At 59.5% G+C, this 21,316-nt stretch carries 23 protein-coding genes; 19 read left to right on the forward strand and 4 right to left on the reverse strand.

The window, feature by feature from the left end; all coding sequences use genetic code 11:
• Positions 1 to 32: 32 nt before the first annotated feature.
• Positions 33 to 941, reverse strand: a complete 909-nt coding sequence (gene prmB / locus ACWKV5_RS27595) for a 50S ribosomal protein L3 N(5)-glutamine methyltransferase (protein ID WP_483843830.1) — start codon at positions 939 to 941, stop codon at positions 33 to 35.
• A gap of 239 nt (positions 942 to 1,180) precedes the next feature.
• Between prmB and ACWKV5_RS27600 the strand changes: the two genes are divergently transcribed.
• The 7 genes from ACWKV5_RS27600 (at position 1,181) to ACWKV5_RS27630 (ending at position 6,455) form a co-directional block, all read left to right on the forward strand.
• Positions 1,181 to 1,771: a cysteine hydrolase family protein gene (locus ACWKV5_RS27600; protein ID WP_027922498.1), complete on the forward strand. Its 591-nt coding sequence runs from the start codon at positions 1,181 to 1,183 to the stop codon at positions 1,769 to 1,771.
• A 131-nt stretch (positions 1,772 to 1,902) separates the two neighbouring features.
• A complete protein-coding gene (locus ACWKV5_RS27605) occupies positions 1,903 to 2,223 on the forward strand; it encodes a hypothetical protein (protein ID WP_027922497.1) in 321 nt (106 codons plus the stop codon).
• An 85-nt stretch (positions 2,224 to 2,308) separates the two neighbouring features.
• The gene (locus tag ACWKV5_RS27610; protein WP_140667195.1) at positions 2,309 to 2,866 is read left to right on the forward strand and encodes a Smr/MutS family protein; all 558 of its coding nucleotides are present in this window, start codon (positions 2,309 to 2,311) and stop codon (positions 2,864 to 2,866) included.
• 77 nt (positions 2,867 to 2,943) lie between these two features.
• Complete coding sequence (gene folE, locus ACWKV5_RS27615; RefSeq protein WP_003204506.1) at positions 2,944 to 3,489, forward strand: GTP cyclohydrolase I FolE; 546 nt, start codon at positions 2,944 to 2,946, stop codon at positions 3,487 to 3,489.
• Positions 3,490 to 3,593: 104 nt separating this feature from the next.
• Positions 3,594 to 3,965, forward strand: a complete 372-nt coding sequence (locus ACWKV5_RS27620; protein ID WP_310260799.1) for a glutathione S-transferase N-terminal domain-containing protein — start codon at positions 3,594 to 3,596, stop codon at positions 3,963 to 3,965.
• A 434-nt stretch (positions 3,966 to 4,399) separates the two neighbouring features.
• Entirely contained in the window at positions 4,400 to 5,749 is a 1,350-nt protein-coding gene (locus ACWKV5_RS27625) for an NCS2 family permease (RefSeq protein ID WP_027922494.1), read from the forward strand.
• A gap of 79 nt (positions 5,750 to 5,828) precedes the next feature.
• Positions 5,829 to 6,455: a LysE family translocator gene (locus ACWKV5_RS27630; RefSeq protein WP_077430609.1), complete on the forward strand. Its 627-nt coding sequence runs from the start codon at positions 5,829 to 5,831 to the stop codon at positions 6,453 to 6,455.
• Positions 6,456 to 6,659: 204 nt separating this feature from the next.
• Here the strand turns inward: ACWKV5_RS27630 and uraH are convergent, their stop codons facing one another.
• Positions 6,660 to 7,013: a hydroxyisourate hydrolase gene (gene uraH / locus ACWKV5_RS27635; RefSeq protein WP_042558430.1), complete on the reverse strand. Its 354-nt coding sequence runs from the start codon at positions 7,011 to 7,013 to the stop codon at positions 6,660 to 6,662.
• A gap of 420 nt (positions 7,014 to 7,433) precedes the next feature.
• On the opposite strand from uraH, the gene puuE reads away from it, so the two are divergent.
• From puuE to ACWKV5_RS27670, 7 genes are all read left to right on the forward strand, one after another.
• The gene (gene puuE / locus ACWKV5_RS27640) at positions 7,434 to 8,360 is read left to right on the forward strand and encodes an allantoinase PuuE (RefSeq protein WP_483843831.1); all 927 of its coding nucleotides are present in this window, start codon (positions 7,434 to 7,436) and stop codon (positions 8,358 to 8,360) included.
• The gene (gene uraD, locus ACWKV5_RS27645; protein WP_483843832.1) at positions 8,357 to 8,872 is read left to right on the forward strand and encodes a 2-oxo-4-hydroxy-4-carboxy-5-ureidoimidazoline decarboxylase; all 516 of its coding nucleotides are present in this window, start codon (positions 8,357 to 8,359) and stop codon (positions 8,870 to 8,872) included. Before puuE ends, uraD begins: the two co-directional genes overlap by 4 nt.
• Before the next feature lie 92 nt (positions 8,873 to 8,964).
• Complete coding sequence (gene alc / locus ACWKV5_RS27650) at positions 8,965 to 9,960, forward strand: allantoicase (RefSeq protein WP_121733428.1); 996 nt, start codon at positions 8,965 to 8,967, stop codon at positions 9,958 to 9,960.
• 117 nt (positions 9,961 to 10,077) lie between these two features.
• Entirely contained in the window at positions 10,078 to 10,581 is a 504-nt protein-coding gene (locus ACWKV5_RS27655) for an ureidoglycolate lyase (RefSeq protein WP_008146154.1), read from the forward strand.
• Between the two features lie 50 nt (positions 10,582 to 10,631).
• Positions 10,632 to 11,933 carry a urate hydroxylase PuuD gene (locus tag ACWKV5_RS27660; protein ID WP_223513944.1) on the forward strand — a complete coding sequence of 434 codons (1,302 nt, stop codon included), beginning with the start codon at positions 10,632 to 10,634 and terminating at the stop codon, positions 11,931 to 11,933.
• A gap of 168 nt (positions 11,934 to 12,101) precedes the next feature.
• Positions 12,102 to 13,460 carry a nucleobase:cation symporter-2 family protein gene (locus tag ACWKV5_RS27665; protein WP_483843833.1) on the forward strand — a complete coding sequence of 453 codons (1,359 nt, stop codon included), beginning with the start codon at positions 12,102 to 12,104 and terminating at the stop codon, positions 13,458 to 13,460.
• A gap of 500 nt (positions 13,461 to 13,960) precedes the next feature.
• Positions 13,961 to 14,746 carry an outer membrane protein OmpK gene (locus ACWKV5_RS27670; RefSeq protein WP_483843834.1) on the forward strand — a complete coding sequence of 262 codons (786 nt, stop codon included), beginning with the start codon at positions 13,961 to 13,963 and terminating at the stop codon, positions 14,744 to 14,746.
• Between the two features lie 109 nt (positions 14,747 to 14,855).
• Here ACWKV5_RS27670 and ACWKV5_RS27675 read toward each other — a convergent pair whose 3' ends face one another.
• Both ACWKV5_RS27675 and ACWKV5_RS27680 read right to left on the reverse strand, forming a co-directional pair.
• Positions 14,856 to 16,028, reverse strand: coding sequence for a patatin-like phospholipase family protein (locus ACWKV5_RS27675; RefSeq protein ID WP_483843835.1), 1,173 nt, complete (start codon positions 16,026 to 16,028; stop codon positions 14,856 to 14,858).
• A 27-nt stretch (positions 16,029 to 16,055) separates the two neighbouring features.
• On the reverse strand, positions 16,056 to 16,988 hold the full coding sequence (locus ACWKV5_RS27680) for a lipid A biosynthesis lauroyl acyltransferase (protein ID WP_483843836.1): 933 nt from the start codon (positions 16,986 to 16,988) through the stop codon (positions 16,056 to 16,058).
• A gap of 118 nt (positions 16,989 to 17,106) precedes the next feature.
• On the opposite strand from ACWKV5_RS27680, the gene minC reads away from it, so the two are divergent.
• From minC to ACWKV5_RS27705, 5 genes are all read left to right on the forward strand, one after another.
• On the forward strand, positions 17,107 to 17,844 hold the full coding sequence (minC, locus tag ACWKV5_RS27685; protein ID WP_483843837.1) for a septum site-determining protein MinC: 738 nt from the start codon (positions 17,107 to 17,109) through the stop codon (positions 17,842 to 17,844).
• A 201-nt stretch (positions 17,845 to 18,045) separates the two neighbouring features.
• Positions 18,046 to 18,858 carry a septum site-determining protein MinD gene (gene minD, locus ACWKV5_RS27690; protein WP_414876892.1) on the forward strand — a complete coding sequence of 271 codons (813 nt, stop codon included), beginning with the start codon at positions 18,046 to 18,048 and terminating at the stop codon, positions 18,856 to 18,858.
• Positions 18,858 to 19,112: a cell division topological specificity factor MinE gene (gene minE / locus ACWKV5_RS27695; RefSeq protein ID WP_007944431.1), complete on the forward strand. Its 255-nt coding sequence runs from the start codon at positions 18,858 to 18,860 to the stop codon at positions 19,110 to 19,112. The genes minD and minE overlap by 1 nt, the downstream gene beginning before the upstream one ends.
• Positions 19,113 to 19,202: 90 nt before the next feature.
• On the forward strand, positions 19,203 to 19,838 hold the full coding sequence (locus tag ACWKV5_RS27700) for an RluA family pseudouridine synthase (protein WP_027922481.1): 636 nt from the start codon (positions 19,203 to 19,205) through the stop codon (positions 19,836 to 19,838).
• Between the two features lie 125 nt (positions 19,839 to 19,963).
• Positions 19,964 to 21,253, forward strand: a complete 1,290-nt coding sequence (locus ACWKV5_RS27705; protein ID WP_027922480.1) for a M18 family aminopeptidase — start codon at positions 19,964 to 19,966, stop codon at positions 21,251 to 21,253.
• The last annotated feature ends 63 nt before the right edge of the window (positions 21,254 to 21,316 follow it).

The raw sequence follows: 21,316 nt of genomic DNA on the forward strand, positions 1-21,316 counted from the left end.
GGCAAGCCCCCTCGCCACAAAAGCGGATTCAGTCAGACGCGAGAAGCGAACAGTGCCTGATGATCACGGCACTGCTGCGCCGTCAACATGAACACCCCATGCCCGCCACGCTCGAAATCGAGCCAGGCAAAATCGACTTCCGGGTACAGCGCGTCGACGTGAACCTGGCTGTTGCCCACCTCGACAATCAGCAAGCCCTTCTCGGTCAGATGATCCGCGGCTTCAGCCAGCATGCGGCGCACCAGGTTCAAACCGTCATCGCCACAGGCCAGGCCCAGCTCCGGCTCGTGCTGATACTCGTCCGGCATGTCGGCGAAATCTTCCGCATCGACGTAGGGCGGGTTCGACACGATCAGGTCGAAACGTTGACCCGGCAAACCATCAAAGCCATCGCCCTGAACGGTGTACACGCGCTCATCGACACCGTGACGTTCGATGTTCTGATTGGCCACTTCCAGCGCTTCGAACGACAGATCCGCCAACACCACTTCGGCGTTCTGGAACTCGTAGGCGCAGGCGATACCGATGCAACCGGAACCGGTGCACAGGTCCAGAATGCGCGCCGGCTCGCTACCCAGCCATGGCGTGAAGCGGTTTTCGATCAGCTCGCCAATCGGTGAACGCGGGATCAGCACGCGCTCGTCGACGATGAAGGACATGCCGCAAAACCACGCTTCGCCCAACAGGTAAGCGGTCGGAATGCGTTCTTCGATGCGGCGCTTGAGCAAGCGCTGCAGATTGACCAGCTCATCATCTTCCAGCGCGCAGTCGAGGTAGCTGTCGGCGATTTCCCACGGCAAGTGCAAGGCACCCAACACCAATTGACGGGCTTCGTCCCAGGCGTTGTCGGTTCCATGGCCGAAAAACAGATCCTCCCCATGGAAGCGGCTGACGGCCCAACGGATGTGGTCACGCAGGGTACGAAGGCGGGAAGTGATCACGGCGGCAAACTCCAGAAAAAACGACTGGCGATTCTAACAGCCAAAACGCGCCACGACGACGCAGGAAAAACACCGGACCGAATGTAGGATCGATCCCTTTTTGCCGTTGGCTATTGAACAAAACCCGCAACTTGACAAGGCTGCGAGCCAGTAATGACGGCGCCTACGATAGTAGCGATTCACAGAACCGCTCAGCCAGAGGACAATGTCGCAAAAGCCCCACTCCAAGGAGCCCCAGAATGTCCGTTCCAAAAACGATGTTTCAACTCAGCGGCCGCGGTTACGCAGCAGCCAATCTGAGCCACGCGACCCTTGTCATCATCGATGCCCAGAAGGAATACCTCAGCGGTCCGCTGGCCCTGAGCGGCATGGACGCTGCCGTCGCGAACATCAAGCAATTGCTGGCGGCTGCCCGCGCGGCCGGCCGCCCCATCGTGCATGTACGCCACCTCGGTACGGTCGGCGGGTTGTTCGACCCACAAGGCGAGCGCGGTGAGTTCATCCCCGGCCTTGAGCCGCAGGCCGACGAAACCATCCTCGGCAAGTTGCTGCCGAGCGCGTTCCACGGCACCGAACTGGCAAAACGCCTGGAAGACCTCGGCGCCCTTGACCTGATCGTCTGCGGTTTCATGAGCCACTCCAGCGTCAGCACCACGGTGCGTGCCGCCAAGAACCTGGGTTTCCGTTGCACGCTGGTGGAAGACGCCTGCGCCACGCGCGACTTGCCTTACAAGGGCGGCGTACTGAGTGCCGAGCACGTTCAGCAGACCGAAATGGCGATCATGGCGGACAATTTCGCCACCCTCGCGCTCACTCACGATCTGATTTGATCGGCCCGTGATGAGCGGCCAATAGCGCCGCTCATCTGCAAAAGCCTCTCGTTTGCCGCAATTGTCTTAGCCTCAGGAACATCCCGGTCAACTCCCGGTCGAAGGGCCGATACCCATTGAGGAAGGTCGGAATGAAGTTATCCGATGGTTTTGACGCTCGCCGCTTGCGGCCCAAAGGCCAACGCAACTGGCGTTTTCGTATTGGCGCGGCGTTTGCCGCGTTGCTGGCAACGTGCGGTGTATTGCTCGCCATGGCCGCTGCCGCCAGCCTGCTTGGCCACGCACCCGCGCTGGGCGAACTGAACACCAGCCGTACCGGTGCGGCAGTGGTCCTGGCGGTTGGCCTGTTCGTGCTGTACCTCGGTGTGTGGCTGTGGCGTCGCTGCCGGCGCCGTTCGCGTCAGTCGCGGGAGCTGAACATGTCCCCGCACCTGATGAAAAAACACGATTGAACCGAGGCCTGGCATTTGCCGGGCCTCAATTGTTATGGATAGCGCCTCGACTTGGGTAAACTGGCCGACCTTCGCGGAGGCTGACATGCAAGACGACGATTTTTCCCTGTTCAAAAGTGCGATCCAAGGCGTCAAGCCGATCAAGCACGATCGCGCCGAAACCGGCAAACCCAAGGCCGACCGCGCGCAAATCGCCAAGCTGCGTCAAGCCGCAACCATTCGTACCGATGCCACCACCGTGGATGGGCTGTCCGATCAGTTTGTCATCGACGTCGGCCCGGAAGACGAGTTGATGTGGGCCCGTGACGGTGTCCAGGAAAGCCAGATGCGCAAGCTCAAGATTGGGCAGATTCCGTTCGAGGGCAGCCTCGACCTGCACGGCATGAGCGTGGAAAAGGCCCGGGAAACCCTTTGGGCTTTTCTGGCCGAAGCGACCAAATTCGAAATTCGCTGCGTGCGCGTCACCCACGGTAAAGCCGTGCGTCTGGACGGCAAGCGGCCGATGATCAAGAGTCACGTCAACACGTGGTTGCGCCAGCATTCACAGGTGCTCGGCTTCACCTCGTGCCAGGCCAGACATGGCGGCGCCGGAGCGGTTTATGTGATGCTCAAACGCACCATGATGGAAGGTCGCGACGAGTAAAGCTGTCGCGTCATGCTTGCAGCGCCGTGTTTGCCACCGTACCCTTGCCCTTTGCGAAAATCCCCACAGGTAGTTTCATGTCCCTGGAACAGAATTACACCGCGATTCTCGGCCAACTGGGCGAGGACGTCTCCCGCGAGGGCCTGCTCGACACGCCAAAACGTGCCGCCAAAGCCATGCAGTACCTCTGCCGCGGTTATGAACAGACGCTCGAAGAGGTCACCAACGGTGCCTTGTTCAGCTCCGACAACAGCGAAATGGTGCTGGTCAAGGACATCGAGCTGTACTCGTTGTGCGAACACCACCTGCTGCCGTTCATCGGCAAGGCACACGTCGCTTACATCCCGAGCGGCAAAGTGTTGGGCCTGTCGAAAGTGGCGCGCATCGTCGACATGTACGCTCGCCGCCTGCAGATCCAGGAAAACCTCAGCCGCCAGATCGCCGATGCGGTCCAGCAAGTCACCGGCGCCCTGGGCGTTGCAGTGGTGATCGAGGCCAAGCACATGTGCATGATGATGCGCGGTGTGGAGAAACAGAATTCGTCGATGATCACGTCGGTGATGCTCGGTGAGTTCCGCGAAAACGCGGCCACCCGCAGCGAGTTTCTCAGCTTGATCAAGTAACGTGCGGCACGAAGAAAACCGGCATTCATCGCCGGTTTTTTTTCGTCTGCAAAAAATCAGGTAAGCTGCGCGCCCTTCTTCATTCGCACCGTGAGGCTTTCAACGTGTTCGTAAAAGCGCTTCGTGTCGGCCTTGGCCAACTGATCATCTTCATCGACTTCATCACCCGTCCGGGCAAGAAGCAGCGCCCTGCCGAGGCTCAGGCCAAGGTCAACTCCGCTGCCAAGGACCTGACCCTGTATCAATTCCACGCCTGCCCGTTCTGCGTGAAAACCCGCCGCTCCCTGCGCCGCCTGAACGTGCCAGTGGCCCTGCGCGATGCGAAGAACAACGAACAGGATCGCCAGACCCTGCTGGAGCAAGGCGGCAAGATCAAAGTGCCGTGCCTGCGCATTGAAGAGAACGGTCAGACCACCTGGATGTATGAGTCCAAGGTGATTATTGATTATCTGGATAAGCGGTTTGCTGCTGCTTGATGGTTTTGTAGTGAGCTTGCTCGCGATGAGGCCACCACAAACCCCCAGTCCAAATAAACCGGCCCTTGCGCCGGTTTATTTGTTTCTGCCCTCCCTAAAGGCATCTTCAGCCGCCCACTTTTAGTGGCTGGTCTGGCCCCTTCGCGAGCAGGCTCGCTCCCACAGGTGACCGGGTTCTTTCAGGGGAATGCGCTCGAATGTGGGAGCGAGCCTGCTCGCGAAGGCGTCCGGACAGGCGATATATCCCTATCGCCAAACTTTTCGTAAACAAAATCAAAAACATTATTTGCTTTCTTTGTATACAAAAGCATAATCCACTTCGTGCGAGTTCCTGACCAGACGGTCAACAAATTCGCAAGTGCCTCAAAGGATCGCTGCCACCCTCATGGGTCCGGTCCTGGAAATAACAATAAAACTCTTGAGGAGTACTCGCTGTGGAAAGCCGCAAATCCGAAGCATCGACGCTGGAACTCTCGCCGCCGTTACGCAATGGCCTGCTTGAGCGCATCTTTAAACTCACCTTGCATGGCACCACGGTGAAGACCGAGCTGATTGCCGGTCTGACTACCTTCATCACCATGGCTTACATCATCTTCGTCAACCCCAACATCATGGCCGACGCCGGGATCGATCACGGCGCCGCGTTTGTGGCGACCTGCATCGCGGCGGCGCTGGGTTGCCTGTTGATGGGCCTGTACGCCAACTGGCCGGTCGGCCTGGCGCCGGGCATGGGCCTGAACGCTTTCTTCACCTACACCGTGGTCGGCACCATGGGCTACAACTGGGAAACCGCCCTCGGCGCGGTGTTTGTTTCCGGTGTGTTGTTCATGATCCTGACCTTTTCGCGGATTCGCGAATGGCTGCTCAACAGCATTCCAGTCAGCCTGCGCTTCGCCATGGGCGCTGGCGTCGGTTTGTTCCTGGGATTGATCGGTCTGAAAACCGCGGGCATCGTCGTCGATAGCCCGGCGACCCTGATCAAGCTCGGCTCCCTGCGCGAACCCGGCCCGCTGCTCGCCGCCATCTGCTTCCTGATGATCGCCATCCTCAGCTACCACAAAGTGTTTGGCGCGATCCTTATCAGCATCATCACCGTGACCCTGGCCGGTTGGGGTCTGGGCCTGGTGCACTACGAGGGCATCATGTCGGCCCCGCCGAGCCTGGCCCCGACCTGGATGGCGATGAACCTGGCCGGCGTGTTCAACGTCAGCATGATCAGCGTGGTCCTGGCATTCCTCTTCGTGCACATGTTCGATACCGCCGGCACCCTGATGGGCGTGGCTCAGCGCGCCAACCTGGTCGGCGCGGACGGGCGTATCGAAAACCTCTCCCGCGCCATGAAAGCCGACAGTGCTTCCAGCGTCTTTGGTGCGATCGTGGGTGTTCCGCCGGTCACCAGTTACGTTGAAAGTGCTGCGGGTGTTGCCGCGGGTGGTCGGACAGGTCTTACCGCCGTGACCGTCGGTGTGCTATTTATTGCGGCGATGTTCTTCGCACCACTGGCCGGGATGATCCCCGCCTATGCCACCGCCGGCGCGCTGATTTATGTGGCGATGTTGATGATGGGCGGCATGAAGCACATCGAATGGGACGAAGCGACCGACAGCATTCCGGCCATCGTTACCGCGATCATGATGCCGCTGACCTTCTCGGTCGCCGACGGCATTGCGCTGGGCTTCATCACCTACGTGGCGTTGAAGGCCGGTACCGGTAAGTACAAGGAAATCTCCGTCAGCTTGTGGGTGCTCTGCGCGATCTTCATCGCCAAGTTCATTTTCCTGTAAGCCGCCGACGTTTCAAAAACAGTGTTTCAAAACAGCCTCACCCCGCCGGGTGGGGCTTTTGCACATTAGGAGGAAAGTGATGAGTCTGGAAACCTGGCTGCTGTTCAGCGGCGCTGCGCTGGTGGTGATCTTGATCCCGGGGCCTCTGTCATTGCTGATGATCAGCAACAGTCTGAATTACGGTTTGCGCCGCTCTTACCCGGCGTTTCTCGGTGGGGTGATTGCTTCGATCTGCTTGCTCAGCGCTTCCGCACTGGGTCTTGGCGCCTTGCTGCTGGCGTCGGAACAGCTGTTCAGCGCGCTGAAAATCGTAGGGGCGCTGTACCTGTTTTACCTCGCCTGGCAGAGCTGGCAACAATCGCGTCAGCCATCGGTGGGCGCCGAAGTACCTCAAGCGGCGCCGGTGCCACGCTTTCGTGCGCTGTTCGGCCGCGCGTTCGTGCTGGGTGCGAGCAATCCGAAAGACATTCTGTTTTTCGCCGCTTTCCTGCCGCAGTTTTTGAGCGCGGAACAACCGTTCCTGCCGCAGTTGCTGGTGATGATTGCAACCTGGACCGTGCTCGACCTGCTGTGCAAGTTGGCTTATGGGCTGGGTGCGCATGGTGCGGCGCGGTATCTGCGCAGTGGCAAGGGACAGAGCTGGTTTAACCGGGTCAGTGCGGGGTTGTTTGGGGGTGCAGGCGCTGCATCCCTTCTAAGCCGATAAAAGCAAAAGCTTCGCGAGCAGGCTCGCTCCCACATTAGTTTTGTGTTGATCACACATCCCCTGTGGGAGCGAGCTTGCTCGCGATGGCATCAGCCCAGACAACCCATTTCTCAAGGACGAAAAAAAGCCCGCAGTGTGAGCGGGCGAAAGACCAAAGAAGCTATATGCGCAGTCGCTTCCAGGTTGAGGCAGCTGCTTGGGGGATCAGCTGCCGCGGTACGTGGAATAGCTGTAGGGCGAAATCAGCAGCGGCACATGGTAGTGATCCTGTTCCGCAGAGATGCCGAATCGCAGCACCACTACATCGAGAAACGCCGGCTCCGGCAGCTGAACGCCACGGGCGCGGTAGTAATCGCCCGCATGAAACTGAACCTGATAGACCCCGGTGCGGTAGTCATCGCCTTGCAGCAGCGGAGCATCGACACGCCCATCGCTGTTGGTTGTCGCGCTGGCGACCAATTCCAGCTGAGAACCTTCAACACGGTATAGCTCGACCTTGATCGAGCTGCCCGGGCAACCGTGTGCAGCGTCCAAAACGTGTGTAGTCAAACGTCCCATTGATTCTGCGCGCCTGCCTGCGTAGAGCAGTCAGACCTCGCGCCTCCCGAAGTCAGTTGAAAAGGAGACCGCACCGATTCGGAGCACGAATCACTGCGGCGAGCGATTGATTAAGACACTTTTCAAAAAAATTGTACACAATAAAAACGACATTTTTCCCGCCATGCCCGCCAGTCGGGAATTTGCAGCGAATTTATAACCACGCCATACGATCAGCGGACCTTCTATCCTAGAGCTGACCAGTCAGGCAGGTTTCTTGCAATACCAGCTATTCATGACAGTTCGCGAAAAATGCAGAAATTCAGGCTTACAAATTGAATATAAAGTTGTATACAATCAGCCCATCGCTGTGACGCCAGCCTGACTTTCATCGCCAAGGCGCCACACAACCTGTCAACACGAATAAGAAGGAAGACTGCAGTGAGCGCTGACTACCCACGCGACCTGATCGGTTACGGCAGTAACCCTCCTCACCCACACTGGCCGGGCAATGCCCGCATCGCCCTGTCTTTCGTACTCAATTACGAAGAAGGCGGCGAGCGCAACATCCTGCACGGCGATAAAGAATCTGAAGCCTTCCTTTCCGAGATGGTGTCGGCGCAGCCGCTGCAAGGCGCGCGCAACATGAGCATGGAATCCCTTTACGAGTATGGCAGCCGTGCCGGCGTCTGGCGGATTCTGAAACTGTTCAAGGAATTCGACATTCCTCTGACCATCTTCGCCGTTGCCATGGCCGCTCAGCGCCACCCGGACGTGATCCGCGCGATGGTCGATGCCGGCCACGAGATCTGCAGCCACGGTTACCGCTGGATCGACTATCAATACATGGACGAAGCGCAGGAACGCGAGCACATGCTCGAAGCGATCCGCGTGCTCACCGAAATCACCGGCGAACGCCCACTCGGCTGGTACACCGGCCGCACTGGCCCGAACACCCGTCGCCTGGTGATGGAAGAAGGCGGTTTCCTCTACGACTGCGACACCTACGACGACGACCTGCCCTACTGGGAACCGAACAACCCGACCGGTAAGCCGCACTTGGTGATCCCGTACACCCTGGACACCAACGACATGCGCTTCACCCAGGTCCAGGGTTTCAACAAGGGCGACGACTTTTTTGAATACCTCAAGGACGCCTTCGACGTTCTGTACGCTGAAGGCGCCGATGCACCGAAGATGCTGTCGATCGGCCTGCACTGCCGCCTGATCGGCCGTCCGGCGCGTCTGGCTTCGCTCAAGCGCTTTATCGAATACGCTAAAAGTCATGAACAGGTGTGGTTCAGCCGTCGTGTCGACATCGCTCGCCACTGGCACGAAACCCACCCGTACCAAGGGGCTGCCCAATGAGCACCTTTCAAACGCTGAAGCCATCGAGCCTGAGCCGCGACGCATTCGTCGCCGCATTCGCCGACATCTACGAACATTCGCCATGGGTGGCCGAAAAGGCCTTCGACCTGGGCCAGGACGCTTCGATCGACGAGATCGAAACCCTGCACCAGCGCATGAGCGACATCCTGTTGAGCGCTGATCACGCAAGCCAGTTGGCTTTGATCAACGCTCACCCGGACCTGGCCGGCAAAGCCGCCGTCCAGGGCCAGCTTACCGCAGCCAGCACTGAAGAACAGTCTGGCGCGGGTATTCACCAATGCACGGCCGAAGAGTTCCAGCGCTTCACCGAGCTGAACGACGCCTACAAAGCCAAGTTCAAGTTTCCCTTCATCATGGCGGTAAAAGGCAGCAACCGGCATCAGATCCTCGCGGCGTTCGAAACGCGTATTCACAACTCGGTCGACACCGAATTCAAATGCGCGCTGGCAGAGATCAACAAGATTGCGTTGTTCCGTTTACTGACCCTATAGCGAGCTTTGCCCGAGCGACATTGAACGCATACATACATCGCCCAGGGCACTGCAAGCATCCCAAGCCAACTTATTAAAGGCAGACAAGAAGAATGAAAGCTTACGCCGTACCTTTCGAGAAGTTCGTCAACCTGGCCGATGCCCGCTTGGGCACCAAAATCATCTCGGTCACCGATGACTGGTTCGCTGATGCCAACCGCCTGTTCCAGCCGACCCCGGCTGTGTGGAAAGAAGGCGTGTTCGATGACAACGGCAAGTGGATGGACGGCTGGGAGTCGCGCCGCAAGCGCTTCGAAGGCTACGACAGCGCGGTGATCCGCCTCGGTGTACCGGGCTCGATCAAAGGCGTCGACATCGACACTTCATTCTTCACCGGCAACTTCCCGCCGTCGGCCTCCCTGGAAGCCTGTTTCCTGGCTGAAGGCGAGCCGACTGAAAACACCCAGTGGGTTGAAGTGCTGTCGGCCGTCGAGCTGCAAGGCAACAGCCACCACTTCCACGAAATCAACAACGATCAGGCGTTCAGTCACCTGCGCTTCAACATCTACCCGGATGGCGGCGTGGCCCGTCTGCGTGTGTACGGCGTGCCGCACCGCGACTGGTCCGCTGTGGGCGACAACGAGCAAATCGACCTGGCCGCAGCCCTCAACGGTGGCCGCGCCCTCGCCTGCTCCGACGAACACTTCGGTCGCATGAGCAACATCCTCAACCCGGGCCGTGGCATCAACATGGGCGACGGCTGGGAAACTGCACGTCGTCGTACCCCGGGCAATGACTGGGTGATCGTCGCGTTGGGCCATGCCGGTGAAGTCGAGAAAGTCATCGTCGACACCCTGCACTTCAAGGGCAACTACCCGGACACCTGCTCGATCCAGGGCGCATTCGTGAAAGGTGGCACCGACAGCCAGATCGAAACCCAATCGTTGTTCTGGCGCGAATTGCTGCCGGCGCAGAAACTGGAAATGCACGCCGAACACACCTTCGCCGAGCAGATCAAGGCACTGGGCCCGATCACCCACATCCGCCTGAACGTGTTCCCGGACGGTGGTGTGAGCCGCCTGCGCGTTCTCGGCAAGGTCGCTAAATAAGCGGTGAGGCCATTCGCGAGCAGGCTCGCTCCCACAGGGGACTGCATTCCAAATGTGGGAGCGAGCCTGCTCGCGAAAGCAATAGAACCAACAACACAGAATTCGGATAAGAACAGCATGCGCACACTGACGATTGAACCGCTGACCAAAGAAGCCTTCGCCCCTTTCGGTGACGTGATCGAAACCGACGGCAGCGATCACTTCATGATCAACAACGGTTCGACCATGCGCTTTCATAAACTGGCGACGGTGGAAACCGCCAAGCCAGAAGACAACGCGATCATCAGCATCTTCCGCGCCGACGCGCAGGACATGCCGCTGACCGTCAGCATGCTGGAGCGTCACCCGCTGGGCAGCCAGGCGTTTATTCCGCTGCTCGGCAACCCTTTTCTGATCGTGGTCGCGCCACTTGGCGATGAACCTGTATCAGGCTTGGTCCGCGCCTTCGTCACCAACGGCAGGCAGGGCATTAATTACCATCGCGGCGTTTGGCACCATCCGGTGCTGACGATCGAAAAGCGGGATGACTTCCTGGTGGTTGATCGCAGTGGCACAGGCAATAACTGCGATGAGCATTTTTTCAAAGAGGATGAGCGTTTGATCCTCGCCCCCCACCAATAAGAGAAGGTCTGATCACTCGACAACAGAGTGACAGGCGAGAGGTAAAGACTGTGGAAGCACATCTGTTCGAATGGCTGAACCTGAGCGTACGCTGGGTTCACATGATTACTGGCGTGGCCTGGATCGGTGCGTCGTTCTATTTCGTCTGGCTGGAAAACAACCTCAATCGGGTCAACCCGAAAAGTGGTCTGGCGGGCGATCTGTGGGCGATCCACGGCGGCGGTATCTATCACCTGGAAAAATACAAACTGGCTCCACCGACCATGCCGGACAACCTGCACTGGTTCAAATGGGAAGCCTACTTCACCTGGATGTCGGGGATCGCGCTGCTGTGCGTGGTGTTCTACTCCAACCCGACGCTCTACCTTCTGGCACCGGGCAGCAGCCTGAGCGGCCCTGAAGGTGTCATGTTGGGCATCGGCTCGCTGTTCGTCGGCTGGTTCGTCTACTCCTTCCTCTGCGACTCGGCCCTGGGCAAACGTCCTGCCCTGCTCGGTTTCATCCTGTTCGTGCTGATCATTGGCGCCGCTTACGGCTTCAGCAAAGTGTTCAGCGGTCGTGGTGCGTACCTGCACGTCGGCGCGATCATCGGCACCATCATGGTCGGCAACGTGTTCCGCATCATCATGCCGGCGCAACGCGCACTGGTTGCGGCGATCGCCGAGAACCGCACGCCGGACCCGGCATTGCCAGCCAAAGGCTTGCTGCGTTCGCGTCACAACAACTACTTCACCTTGCCGGTGCTGTTCATCATGATCAGCAACCACTTCCCAAGCACTTACGGCAGCCAATACAACTGGCTGATCCTGGCCGGGATCGCGGTGCTGGCGGTGTTGGTGCGTCACTACTTCAACACCCGTCATGACAGCCACAAGTTCGCCTGGACGCTGCCAGTGGCCGCCGTCGGCATGATCAGCCTGGCTTACGTCACCGGCCCTGCGCCGATGACCAGCCCGGACGTGGCCAAGGCGCCGGCGAAGATCGAATACCAACCGCTGCCGGAAACGGCTGTGGGCGGTGGTTTGAAACCCGCTGAAGCCAAACCCGCTGAAGCACCCGCCGCCGCACCTGCCCAGGCGTCTAACGCCGGCCCAGGTTTCGACAAGGTCCACAGCGTGATTCAGGAGCGTTGCGCGGTTTGCCACTCGGCCAAACCGACCAGCCCGCTGTTCAGTGCTGCGCCTGCCGGTGTGATGTTCGACACCCCCGAGCAGATCCGCCAGAACGCGCCGCGCATCCAGGCTCAGGCCGTCACCAGCCAGATCATGCCACTGGGCAACATCACGCAGATGACCCAGCAGGAACGTGACCTGATCGGTGCGTGGATTGTGCAGGGAGCCCAGACCAATTAATCGTTGAAAAGCTTCGCGAGCAGGCTCGCTCCCACATGGGTGGTGCAATACCTGTGGGAGCGAGCCTGCTCGCGAATAGCCGCAACGCGGTTTCCCTGATGCAAAAAACAGCTGTGAGCAACCCGACAGCTGTTCAATCACAAGAATAAAAAAGATCCGAGGTGTTGCATGTCCGAGCTATCCGAAGCGCGCATCCCCGACGCACCCGCCATTCAGCGCTTGCCCCTTTTGCAACTGATCCTGGTCGGTCTGCAACATGTCTTGCTGATGTACGGCGGCGCCATCGCGGTGCCGCTGATCATCGGACAGGCCGCTGGCCTGAGTCGTGAAGAAATCGCCTTTCTGATTAACGCCGACCTGCTGGTTGCCGGCATCGCCACCATCGTCCAGTCGCTGGGCATCGGCCCCATGGGCATCCGCATGCCGGTGATGATGGGCGCCAGTTTCGCCGCCGTCGGCAGCATGGTTGCAATGGCCGGCATGCCCGGGATCGGTCTGCAAGGGATCTTCGGCGCGACCATCGCCGCCGGGTTCTTCGGCCTGCTCATCGCGCCGTTCATGTCCAAAGTCGTACGCTTCTTCCCGCCTCTGGTGACCGGCACGGTCATCACCTCGATCGGTTTGTCGCTATTCCCCGTGGCCGTGAACTGGGCCGGCGGCGGTGCCAGCGCCACGCAATTCGGTTCGCCTATTTACCTGACCATCGCCGCGCTGGTGCTGGGCACTATTTTGCTGGTGCACCGTTTCATGCGCGGATTCTGGGTCAACATTTCCGTACTGATCGGCATGTGCCTGGGCTACGTGCTCTGCGGCCTGATCGGCATGGTCGACCTCAGCGGCATGGCACAAGCGCCGTGGCTGCAATTCGTCACCCCGCTGCATTTCGGCATGCCCAAGTTTGAACTCGCACCGATTCTGTCGATGTGCCTGGTGGTGGTGATTATCTTCGTCGAGTCCACCGGGATGTTCCTCGCCCTGGGCAAGATCACCGGCCAGGAAGTCTGCCCACGGATGCTGCGTCGCGGCTTGCTGTGTGACGCCGGCGCCTCGTTCTTCGCCGGGTTCTTCAACACCTTCACCCACTCCTCATTCGCGCAGAACATCGGCCTGGTGCAGATGACCGGCGTGCGCTGCCGTTCGGTGACCATCGTCGCTGGCGGTTTGTTGATCGTCTTGAGCCTGCTGCCCAAAGCCGCCTTCCTGGTGGCGTCGATTCCGCCAGCGGTCCTCGGCGGTGCAGCGATTGCGATGTTCGGCATGGTCGCCGCGACCGGGATCAAGATTCTTCAGGAAGCCGACATCGGTGACCGCCGAAATCAACTGTTGGTGGCCGTCAGCATCGGCATGGGGTTGATCCCGGTGGTGCGTCCCGAGTTCTTTGCTCACCTGCCGGTCTGGATGAGCCCGATTACCCACAGCGGTATCGCCATGGCCACGCTCAGCGCCCTGACGCTGAACCTGCTGTTCAACATTCTTGGCGGCGCCGAACGCGCGGCCATTAACGACTGCACCGCTCACACGCACTGATCAAAACCCATGAACAGGGCTGCCTTCCGGCAGCCCATGGCTGCCTGCGCCTCAACAATAAAAACAAGAGGAAGCAACAGATGGTTTTTACCGACTCAAGCCGCTCGTTTTGCAACGAGCGACCAACCTCTCCCAACTGTGCCCCACACCTGTCGTCGGTGCGCTGTTGCGGGGCACTTGAGACCTGGCCGAGTAGTCAGTATTCTCCGCGGCCGCCTGAATCCGCTTTAAAAAAAAGCCCGGATTTAATTCCTGACCAGAAAGCCAGCTTATCCCGGCTCTGGACGGTACCAAGGCACTCCATACCCCCTCTCAATCGACTGTTTTCAAGCAGCCGAGCGGGAGTTTTTTTGCTTTTTGAAAGCCTTGGCGCAGCTCTTGCTAACAGCATTAAAGCTGACCGATTGGATGAGTTTTTACCGCTACAGAAACAGGCGCCACACCAGAGCGCCGAGCTTAAAAAAATAACGTGGAACCACCTACTTTTTGGGAGCAACCGAATGAAACGTACGTGCACCAGCCTGATGCTCGCGGGATCTTTACTGGCCGGCGGCCAGGCCATGGCCGGCGACCTGCTGCAATGGCAGACCAACAGCCTGACTTACCTGTACGGTAAGGATTTCCAGGTCAACCCGCGCATCCAGCAGACGGTGACCTTCGAACACGCCGATGGCTGGAAATACGGCGACAACTTCTTCTTCATCGACAAGATCTTCTACAACGGCAAGGAAGACGCTTTCGCGGGCAAGAACACTCACTACGGCGAGTTCAGCCCGCGCTTGTCGTTCAACAAGATCTTCGACCAGAAATTCGAATTCGGCCCGATCAAAGATGTACTGCTGGCCATGACTTACGAGTTTGGCGAGGACGATACCGAGTCCTACCTGATCGGCCCTGGTTTCGACCTGGCGATTCCGGGTTTCGACTACTTCCAGCTGAACTTCTACAACCGTCACACCGAAGGCGACCGTCCGGGCGACAACATCTGGCAGGTCACACCGGTCTGGTCCTACACCATCCCGGTGGGCGAATCGGACGTGGTGGTCGACGGCTTCATGGACTGGGTCGTCGACAACGACGTCAACGGCAGAGGCGAATACCACGCCAACCTGCACTTCAATCCGCAGGTCAAATATGACTTGGGCAAGGCGCTGAATCTCGGCGCGAAGCAGTTGTACGTCGGTGTTGAATACGACTACTGGAAAAACAAGTACGGCATCGAAGACAGCCAGGGCTTCAAGACTGACCAGAGCGTGACCAGCTTCCTGGTCAAGGTTCACTTCTGATCTGGCAGCACCTGTAAGGAAGTCTTTGCGAGCAGGCTCGCTCCCACATTGGAATGCATTTCAACTGTGGGAGCGAGCCTGCTCGCGAATGGCCGCAACACAAAAAATCTCAAGCCGTAGCCACAGACTCCGCCAACCCAAGAAACCGGCAAAGCTCCTCACGCTTGGCCAGCGCATCCCGCCGCCCCAGCTCAATCAATTCGCTGCAATACCCCGCCTCGAACAGCAGATAACTCAACACCCCCGCCCCGCTCGTCTTCGTGGCCCCCGGCCCACGCAGAAACAGGCGCAACGCTGCCGGTAATTCTTGCCGATGCCGCGCCGCAATTTCATCGATCGGCTGACTCGGCGAAATCACCAACACCTCCACCGGTGCCACGCCCAGCGCACGGGTTGGCGTACCCGCGGGCATCAAGTGACTGAACTGGTTCAGACGCTGCAACAACTCGATGTCGCTTTCCAGGCTGTCAATGAACGTACTGTTGAGCATGTGCCCGCCGATCTGCGCCAGCGTTGGCTGTTGTCCGGTGTAGGCGCGTTGCAGCGGCTGCTGCGGGTCGACACCACGCGGGTTGCCGCTAACCCCCACCACCAGCACGCGACTGGCGCCCAGGTGCAAGGCCGGGCTGATCGGCGCGGATTGGCGCACCGCACCGTCGCCAAAGTATTCCTCGCCGATTTTCACCGGCGCGAACAGCAATGGAATGGCCGAACTGGCCAGCAAATGCTCGACACTCAATTGAGTCGGAATGCCAATGCGCCGATGGCGCAGCCACGAATCGATGGTGCCACCGCCCTGATAGAAGGTGACCGCCTGACCGGACTCGTAGCCAAACGCCGTCACCGCGACTGCCTGCAACTGCTTCTGGGCAATCGATTCGGCGATGCCGGCCATGTTCAGTTTGTCGTTGAGCAAGCCACGCAGCGGCGAACTGTTGAGCAACGCCACCGGTACATGCGCGCCCAACCCCAGCAAACTGTGACTGACAAAGCGGCTGGCCTGATGGATGACGCCCGGCCAGTCGCTGCGCAGCACCAGATGGCTGCGAAAGCCCTGCCAGAACGCGGTCAAACGCTCGATGGCGCCGCGAAAATCCATCGCGCCACTGGCGAGACTGACCGCGTTGATCGCCCCGGCCGAGGTGCCGACGATCACCGGAAACGGATTCGCCGCGCCCAGCGGCAGCAACTCGGCAATCGCCGCCAGCACGCCAACCTGATACGCCGCCCGAGCCCCGCCGCCGGAAAGAATCAACCCTGTAACCGGTTCAGCAGGACTCATCGCAACACTCCATGGCGCTTAAAGGGGTCAACCGCGTTTTTTGTACAGCTTGGGTTCGCCGGGTGGGCGGCTCTTGAAACGACGATGGGCCCAGAGGTATTGCTCCGGGCATTCACGCAAGGCGCCTTCGACCCACTGATTGATGCGGATGCAATCGGCTTCTTCGGTCTCGCCGGGGAAACCTTCGAGCGGCGCATGGATCACCAGGCGATAGCCGCTGCCGTCCGCCAGACGCTCCTGAGTGAACGGCACCACCAACGCCTTGCCCAGCCGCGCAAACTTGCTGGTGGCCGTCACGGTGGCTGCCTGAATGCCGAACAGCAGCACGAAAATACTTTGCTTGGCGCCGTAGTCCTGATCCGGTGCGTACCAGATCGCGCGGCCGGCGCGCAGCAGCTTGAGCATGCCGCGCACATCGTCGCGCTCGACCGCCAGCGAATCGAGGTTGTGCCGTTCGCGACCCCGGCGCTGGACGTAGTCGAACAGCGCGTTCTTGTGCTCGCGGTACATGCCGTCGATGGTGTGCTGCTGCCCCAACAGCGCCGCGCCGATTTCCAGCGTGGTGAAATGCAACGCCATCAGGATCACGCCCTTGCCGTCGCGCTGGGCCTTTTTCAGGTGCTCCAGGCCTTCGACATGGGCCAGTTTGGCCAGGCGCTGACGCGACCACCACCAGCTCATGGCCATTTCGAAGAAGGCGATGCCGGTGGAGGCAAAGTTTTCCTTGAGCAGGCGCTTGCGCTCAGCCGCCGACTTTTCAGGGAAACACAGCTCAAGGTTGCGTTTGGCGATGCGCCGTCGGTCGCCGGCCACCCGATACATCAAGGCACCGAGCAGGCGACCGACAAACAGCAACGCCGGATACGGCAACTGAACAATCAGCCACAACAGCCCCAAGCCACACCACAGCGGCCAGAAACGCGGCATAAGAAATGTTTTTCGAAAACGCGGGCGATCCATTAAAGGTTCCGGAAAGACAATGGCCGCGCATTCTACATCGTTCGACCCGGCTTGCGGCTTGCGGGCGTTCTCGTTATAAGTCTCGGCACTTTTAGTGACAAGCCGTTGTATGCCGACCATGAGCCAAACCGAACCGCAAGACCAGGATCCCGTGTTCCAGTTGAAGGGCAGCATGCTCGCCATTACCGTGCTGGAACTGGCCCGCAACGACCTCGAGAGCCTTGATCGGCAATTGGCCGCCAAGGTCGCTCAGGCGCCTAATTTTTTCAGCAATGCCCCGCTGGTGCTGGCCCTGGACAAGCTCCCGGCCAGCGAAGGCGCAGTGGATTTGCCGGGGCTGATGCGCGTCTGTCGCCAGCATGGCTTGCGCACCCTGGCCATCCGCGCCAGCCGCATCGAAGACATTGCGGCCGCCATTGCGGTCGATCTGCCGGTGCTGCCGCCGTCCGGTGCCCGTGAGCGGGCGCTGGATCCCCTCGAAGGTCAGGTAAAGAAAAAACCGGAAAAACCGCCGGAACCGACCATCAAGCCGACGAAAATCATTACGTCGCCAGTACGGGGTGGCCAGCAGATTTATGCCCAGGGTTGCGATTTGGTGGTGATCTCCTCGGTCAGCCCAGGCGCGGAACTTCTCGCCGATGGGAACATCCATGTATACGGCCCGATGCGCGGTCGAGTGTTGGCCGGCGTCAAGGGCGACACGAAAGCCAGGATTTTCTGTCAGCAAATGAGCGCTGAACTGGTGTCCATCGCAGGCCACTACAAGGTCTCCGAGGATCTGCGTCGCGACCCTTTGTGGGGCGCGGGTGTGCAAGTCAGCCTGTCCGGCGACGTGTTGAACATCATTCGGCTTTAACGGATACTGCCGCATTTTCCAAGCATCTCTAAAACGTAGCGAAAACGGCTCAAACGAAGTAGGAAAACGGCCAAAAGCAGTGTTTACCGGAGGTAAACCCCGCTCAGGACCGGATTCCAGCCAAGGCTGTCCGACTGCAGTAGTTTTTCAAGAGATGTTTTTCAGGGGCTAAAAGTCCTTTTTCCTTAGGGGTGAAACACCTTGGCCAAGATTCTCGTGGTTACATCCGGCAAGGGTGGTGTGGGTAAGACCACCACCAGCGCCGCTATCGGTACCGGCCTCGCTCTGCGTGGTCACAAAACAGTCATCGTCGACTTCGACGTCGGCCTGCGTAACCTCGACCTGATCATGGGTTGCGAGCGCCGCGTGGTGTATGACTTCGTCAACGTGGTCAACGGCGAAGCCAACCTGCAACAAGCCTTGATCAAAGACAAGCGTCTGGAAAACCTCTACGTCCTGGCCGCCAGTCAGACCCGCGACAAAGACGCGCTGACGGTGGAAGGCGTGGAAAAAGTCCTGATGGCGTTGAAAGAAGACTTCGAATTCGTGGTCTGCGACTCTCCGGCCGGCATCGAGAAAGGCGCCCACCTGGCCATGTACTTCGCTGATGAAGCGATTGTCGTGACCAACCCGGAAGTGTCCTCGGTACGTGACTCGGACCGCATGCTGGGCCTGTTGGCCAGCAAATCCCGTCGCGCCGAACGTGGCGAAGAGCAGATCAAGGAACACCTGCTGATTACCCGTTACCACCCGGAGCGTGTCGAGAAAGGCGAGATGCTCAGCGTCGAAGACGTCAAGGAAATCCTCTCGATCAAATTGCTCGGCGTGATCCCGGAATCCCAGGCGGTCCTCAAGGCCTCCAACCAGGGTGTGCCAGTGATTCTCGACGACCAGAGCGACGCGGGCCAGGCTTATAGCGATACGGTTGATCGCCTCCTGGGCAAAGAAAAGGAACATCGTTTTCTCGATGTCACGAAGAAGGGATTCTTCGAGCGCCTGTTTGGAGGTAGGTAATGAACATTTTTGACTTCTTTCGTGCCAACAAGAAGCCAAGTACCGCATCGGTAGCGAAAGAGCGTCTACAGATCATCGTGGCGCATGAACGCGGCCAACGCAGTACCCCGGACTACTTGCCAGCCTTGCAGAAGGAACTGGTGGAAGTGATCCGCAAGTACGTCAATATCGGGTCCGATGACGTGCACGTCGCTCTGGAAAACCAGGGCAGCTGCTCGATTCTGGAACTCAATATCACCCTGCCGGATCGTTAATCGATCCAGCGGTAGCCACGGCGGCTCAGGACCCTTCTATCACTGGACGGGACTTGAGCCGCCGTTGGCGTTTGTTACGAGGCTGTTTTAATGCCGTTGTCCAATGTCCACATTCTTCATCAGGACGCCGCCGTACTGGTGGTGAACAAACCGACCCTGTTGCTCTCCGTCCCTGGCCGGGCCGATGACAACAAGGACTGCCTGATTACCCGCCTGCAAGAAAACGGCTACCCGGAAGCGCGAATCGTCCATCGCCTGGACTGGGAAACCTCCGGCATCATCCTGCTGGCCCGAGACCCTGACACTCATCGCGAGTTGTCCCGGCAATTTCACGACCGCGAAACCGAAAAGGCCTACACAGCGCTGTGCTGGGGTCAGCCGGAACTGGACAGCGGCAGCATCGACCTGCCCTTGCGCTATGACCCGCCGACCAAGCCACGCCATGTGGTCGACCACGAATTCGGCAAGCACGCCCTGACGTTCTGGCGGGTGCTGGAACGCTGTGGCGACTGGTGCCGCGTCGAACTGACGCCGATCACCGGCCGCTCGCATCAACTGCGTGTGCACATGCTTTCCATCGGTCACCCGCTGTTGGGTGACGGGCTCTACGCCCACGAGCAAGCCCTGGCCGCCTGGCCGCGCCTGTGCCTGCACGCCAGCATGCTCAGCTTCACTCACCCGCAAACCGGTGAGCGCCTGCGTTTCGAGTGCCCTGCACCGTTCTGACAGTCAATGTTTAACCTGTTGGAGTGAGCCTGCTCACTCCAACAAGTGATTTTCCACACCCGCAGCCCACCGCCAATTCTCTGACCAATACGTTAAACTGGCGCCACTGCTGTCTGGAGCTTCTTATGCGCGAAGAGTTGAACCAAGGCCTGATCGACTTCCTCAAGGCCTCCCCTACCCCGTTCCATGCCACTGCCAGCCTCGTCCAGCGTCTGGAAGCGGCCGGTTTCGTGCGACTCGATGAGCGCGAGCCCTGGACCACCGAAGCCAATGGCCGTTACTACGTCACCCGTAACGACTCCTCTATCGTCGCGATCAAGATGGGCCGTCATTCGCCGCTGCATGGTGGTATTCGCCTGGTAGGCGCGCACACCGACAGCCCGTGCCTGCGGGTCAAGCCCCAGCCGGAACTGCAGCGTCAGGGTTTCTGGCAACTGGGCGTTGAAGTCTACGGCGGTGCGTTGCTCGCGCCGTGGTTCGACCGCGACCTGTCCCTCGCCGGCCGCGTGACCTTCCGCCGTGATGGCAAGGTCGAGAGCCAGCTGATCGACTTCAAGGCGCCCATCGCGACCATTCCGAACCTGGCGATTCACCTCAACCGTGAAGCCAACATGGGTTGGGCGATCAACGCACAGACCGAACTGCCGCCGATCCTCGCGCAATTCGCCGGTGACGAGCGCGTGGATTTCCGCGCCGTGCTCACCAACCAGTTGGCGCTGGAACATGGTTTGAACGCCGACGTCGTGCTGGATTACGAGCTTAGTTTCTATGACACCCAAAGCGCTGCGATCATCGGCCTGCACGGTGACTTCATCGCCGGCGCGCGCCTGGATAACCTGCTGTCGTGCTACGCCGGCCTGCAAGCGTTGCTGACCGCCGAAACCGACGAAACCTGCGTGCTGGTCTGCAACGACCATGAAGAAGTCGGTTCCTGTTCAGCCTGCGGCGCTGATGGCCCGATGCTCGAGCAGACGCTGCGGCGCCTGCTGCCTGAAGGTGACGAGTTCGTGCGCACCATCCAGAAATCCCTGTTGGTGTCAGCCGACAACGCCCACGGCGTGCACCCCAACTACGCGGAAAAGCATGACGCCAACCACGGCCCGAAACTCAACGCCGGCCCGGTGATCAAGGTCAACAGCAACCAGCGCTACGCCACCAACAGCGAAACCGCCGGTTTCTTCCGCCATCTGTGCATGGCCGAAGAAGTGCCGGTGCAGAGCTTTGTGGTACGCAGCGACATGGGTTGTGGCTCGACCATCGGCCCGATCACCGCCAGCCACCTGGGCGTGCGCACCGTGGACATCGGCCTGCCGACGTTTGCCATGCACTCGATCCGCGAACTGTGCGGCAGCCACGACCTGGCGCATCTGGTCAAAGTGCTGAGCGCGTTCTACGCCTGCCAGGAATTGCCGTAGCTCCTGAAAAGCTTCGCGAGCAGGCTCGCTCCCACAGGTGAAATGCATTCCAATGTGGGAGCG

This window comes from Pseudomonas oplopanacis (assembly GCF_057128725.1).

Excerpts from the sequence above, each read along its gene's own strand:
- ACWKV5_RS27600 (WP_027922498.1), top strand. The coding sequence starts at position 1,181 with ATGTCCGTTCCAAAAACGATGTTTCAACTCAGCGGCCGCGGTTACGCA.
- ACWKV5_RS27605 (WP_027922497.1), top strand. The coding sequence starts at position 1,903 with ATGAAGTTATCCGATGGTTTTGACGCTCGCCGCTTGCGGCCCAAAGGC.
- ACWKV5_RS27610 (WP_140667195.1), top strand. The coding sequence starts at position 2,309 with ATGCAAGACGACGATTTTTCCCTGTTCAAAAGTGCGATCCAAGGCGTC.
- folE (WP_003204506.1), top strand. The coding sequence starts at position 2,944 with ATGTCCCTGGAACAGAATTACACCGCGATTCTCGGCCAACTGGGCGAG.
- ACWKV5_RS27630 (WP_077430609.1), top strand. The coding sequence starts at position 5,829 with ATGAGTCTGGAAACCTGGCTGCTGTTCAGCGGCGCTGCGCTGGTGGTG.
- uraH (WP_042558430.1), bottom strand. The coding sequence starts at position 7,013 with ATGGGACGTTTGACTACACACGTTTTGGACGCTGCACACGGTTGCCCG.
- uraD (WP_483843832.1), top strand. The coding sequence starts at position 8,357 with ATGAGCACCTTTCAAACGCTGAAGCCATCGAGCCTGAGCCGCGACGCA.
- alc (WP_121733428.1), top strand. The coding sequence starts at position 8,965 with ATGAAAGCTTACGCCGTACCTTTCGAGAAGTTCGTCAACCTGGCCGAT.
- ACWKV5_RS27655 (WP_008146154.1), top strand. The coding sequence starts at position 10,078 with ATGCGCACACTGACGATTGAACCGCTGACCAAAGAAGCCTTCGCCCCT.
- ACWKV5_RS27665 (WP_483843833.1), top strand. The coding sequence starts at position 12,102 with ATGTCCGAGCTATCCGAAGCGCGCATCCCCGACGCACCCGCCATTCAG.
- ACWKV5_RS27670 (WP_483843834.1), top strand. The coding sequence starts at position 13,961 with ATGAAACGTACGTGCACCAGCCTGATGCTCGCGGGATCTTTACTGGCC.
- ACWKV5_RS27675 (WP_483843835.1), bottom strand. The coding sequence starts at position 16,028 with ATGAGTCCTGCTGAACCGGTTACAGGGTTGATTCTTTCCGGCGGCGGG.
- ACWKV5_RS27680 (WP_483843836.1), bottom strand. The coding sequence starts at position 16,988 with ATGGATCGCCCGCGTTTTCGAAAAACATTTCTTATGCCGCGTTTCTGG.
- minC (WP_483843837.1), top strand. The coding sequence starts at position 17,107 with ATGAGCCAAACCGAACCGCAAGACCAGGATCCCGTGTTCCAGTTGAAG.
- minE (WP_007944431.1), top strand. The coding sequence starts at position 18,858 with ATGAACATTTTTGACTTCTTTCGTGCCAACAAGAAGCCAAGTACCGCA.
- ACWKV5_RS27700 (WP_027922481.1), top strand. The coding sequence starts at position 19,203 with ATGCCGTTGTCCAATGTCCACATTCTTCATCAGGACGCCGCCGTACTG.
- ACWKV5_RS27705 (WP_027922480.1), top strand. The coding sequence starts at position 19,964 with ATGCGCGAAGAGTTGAACCAAGGCCTGATCGACTTCCTCAAGGCCTCC.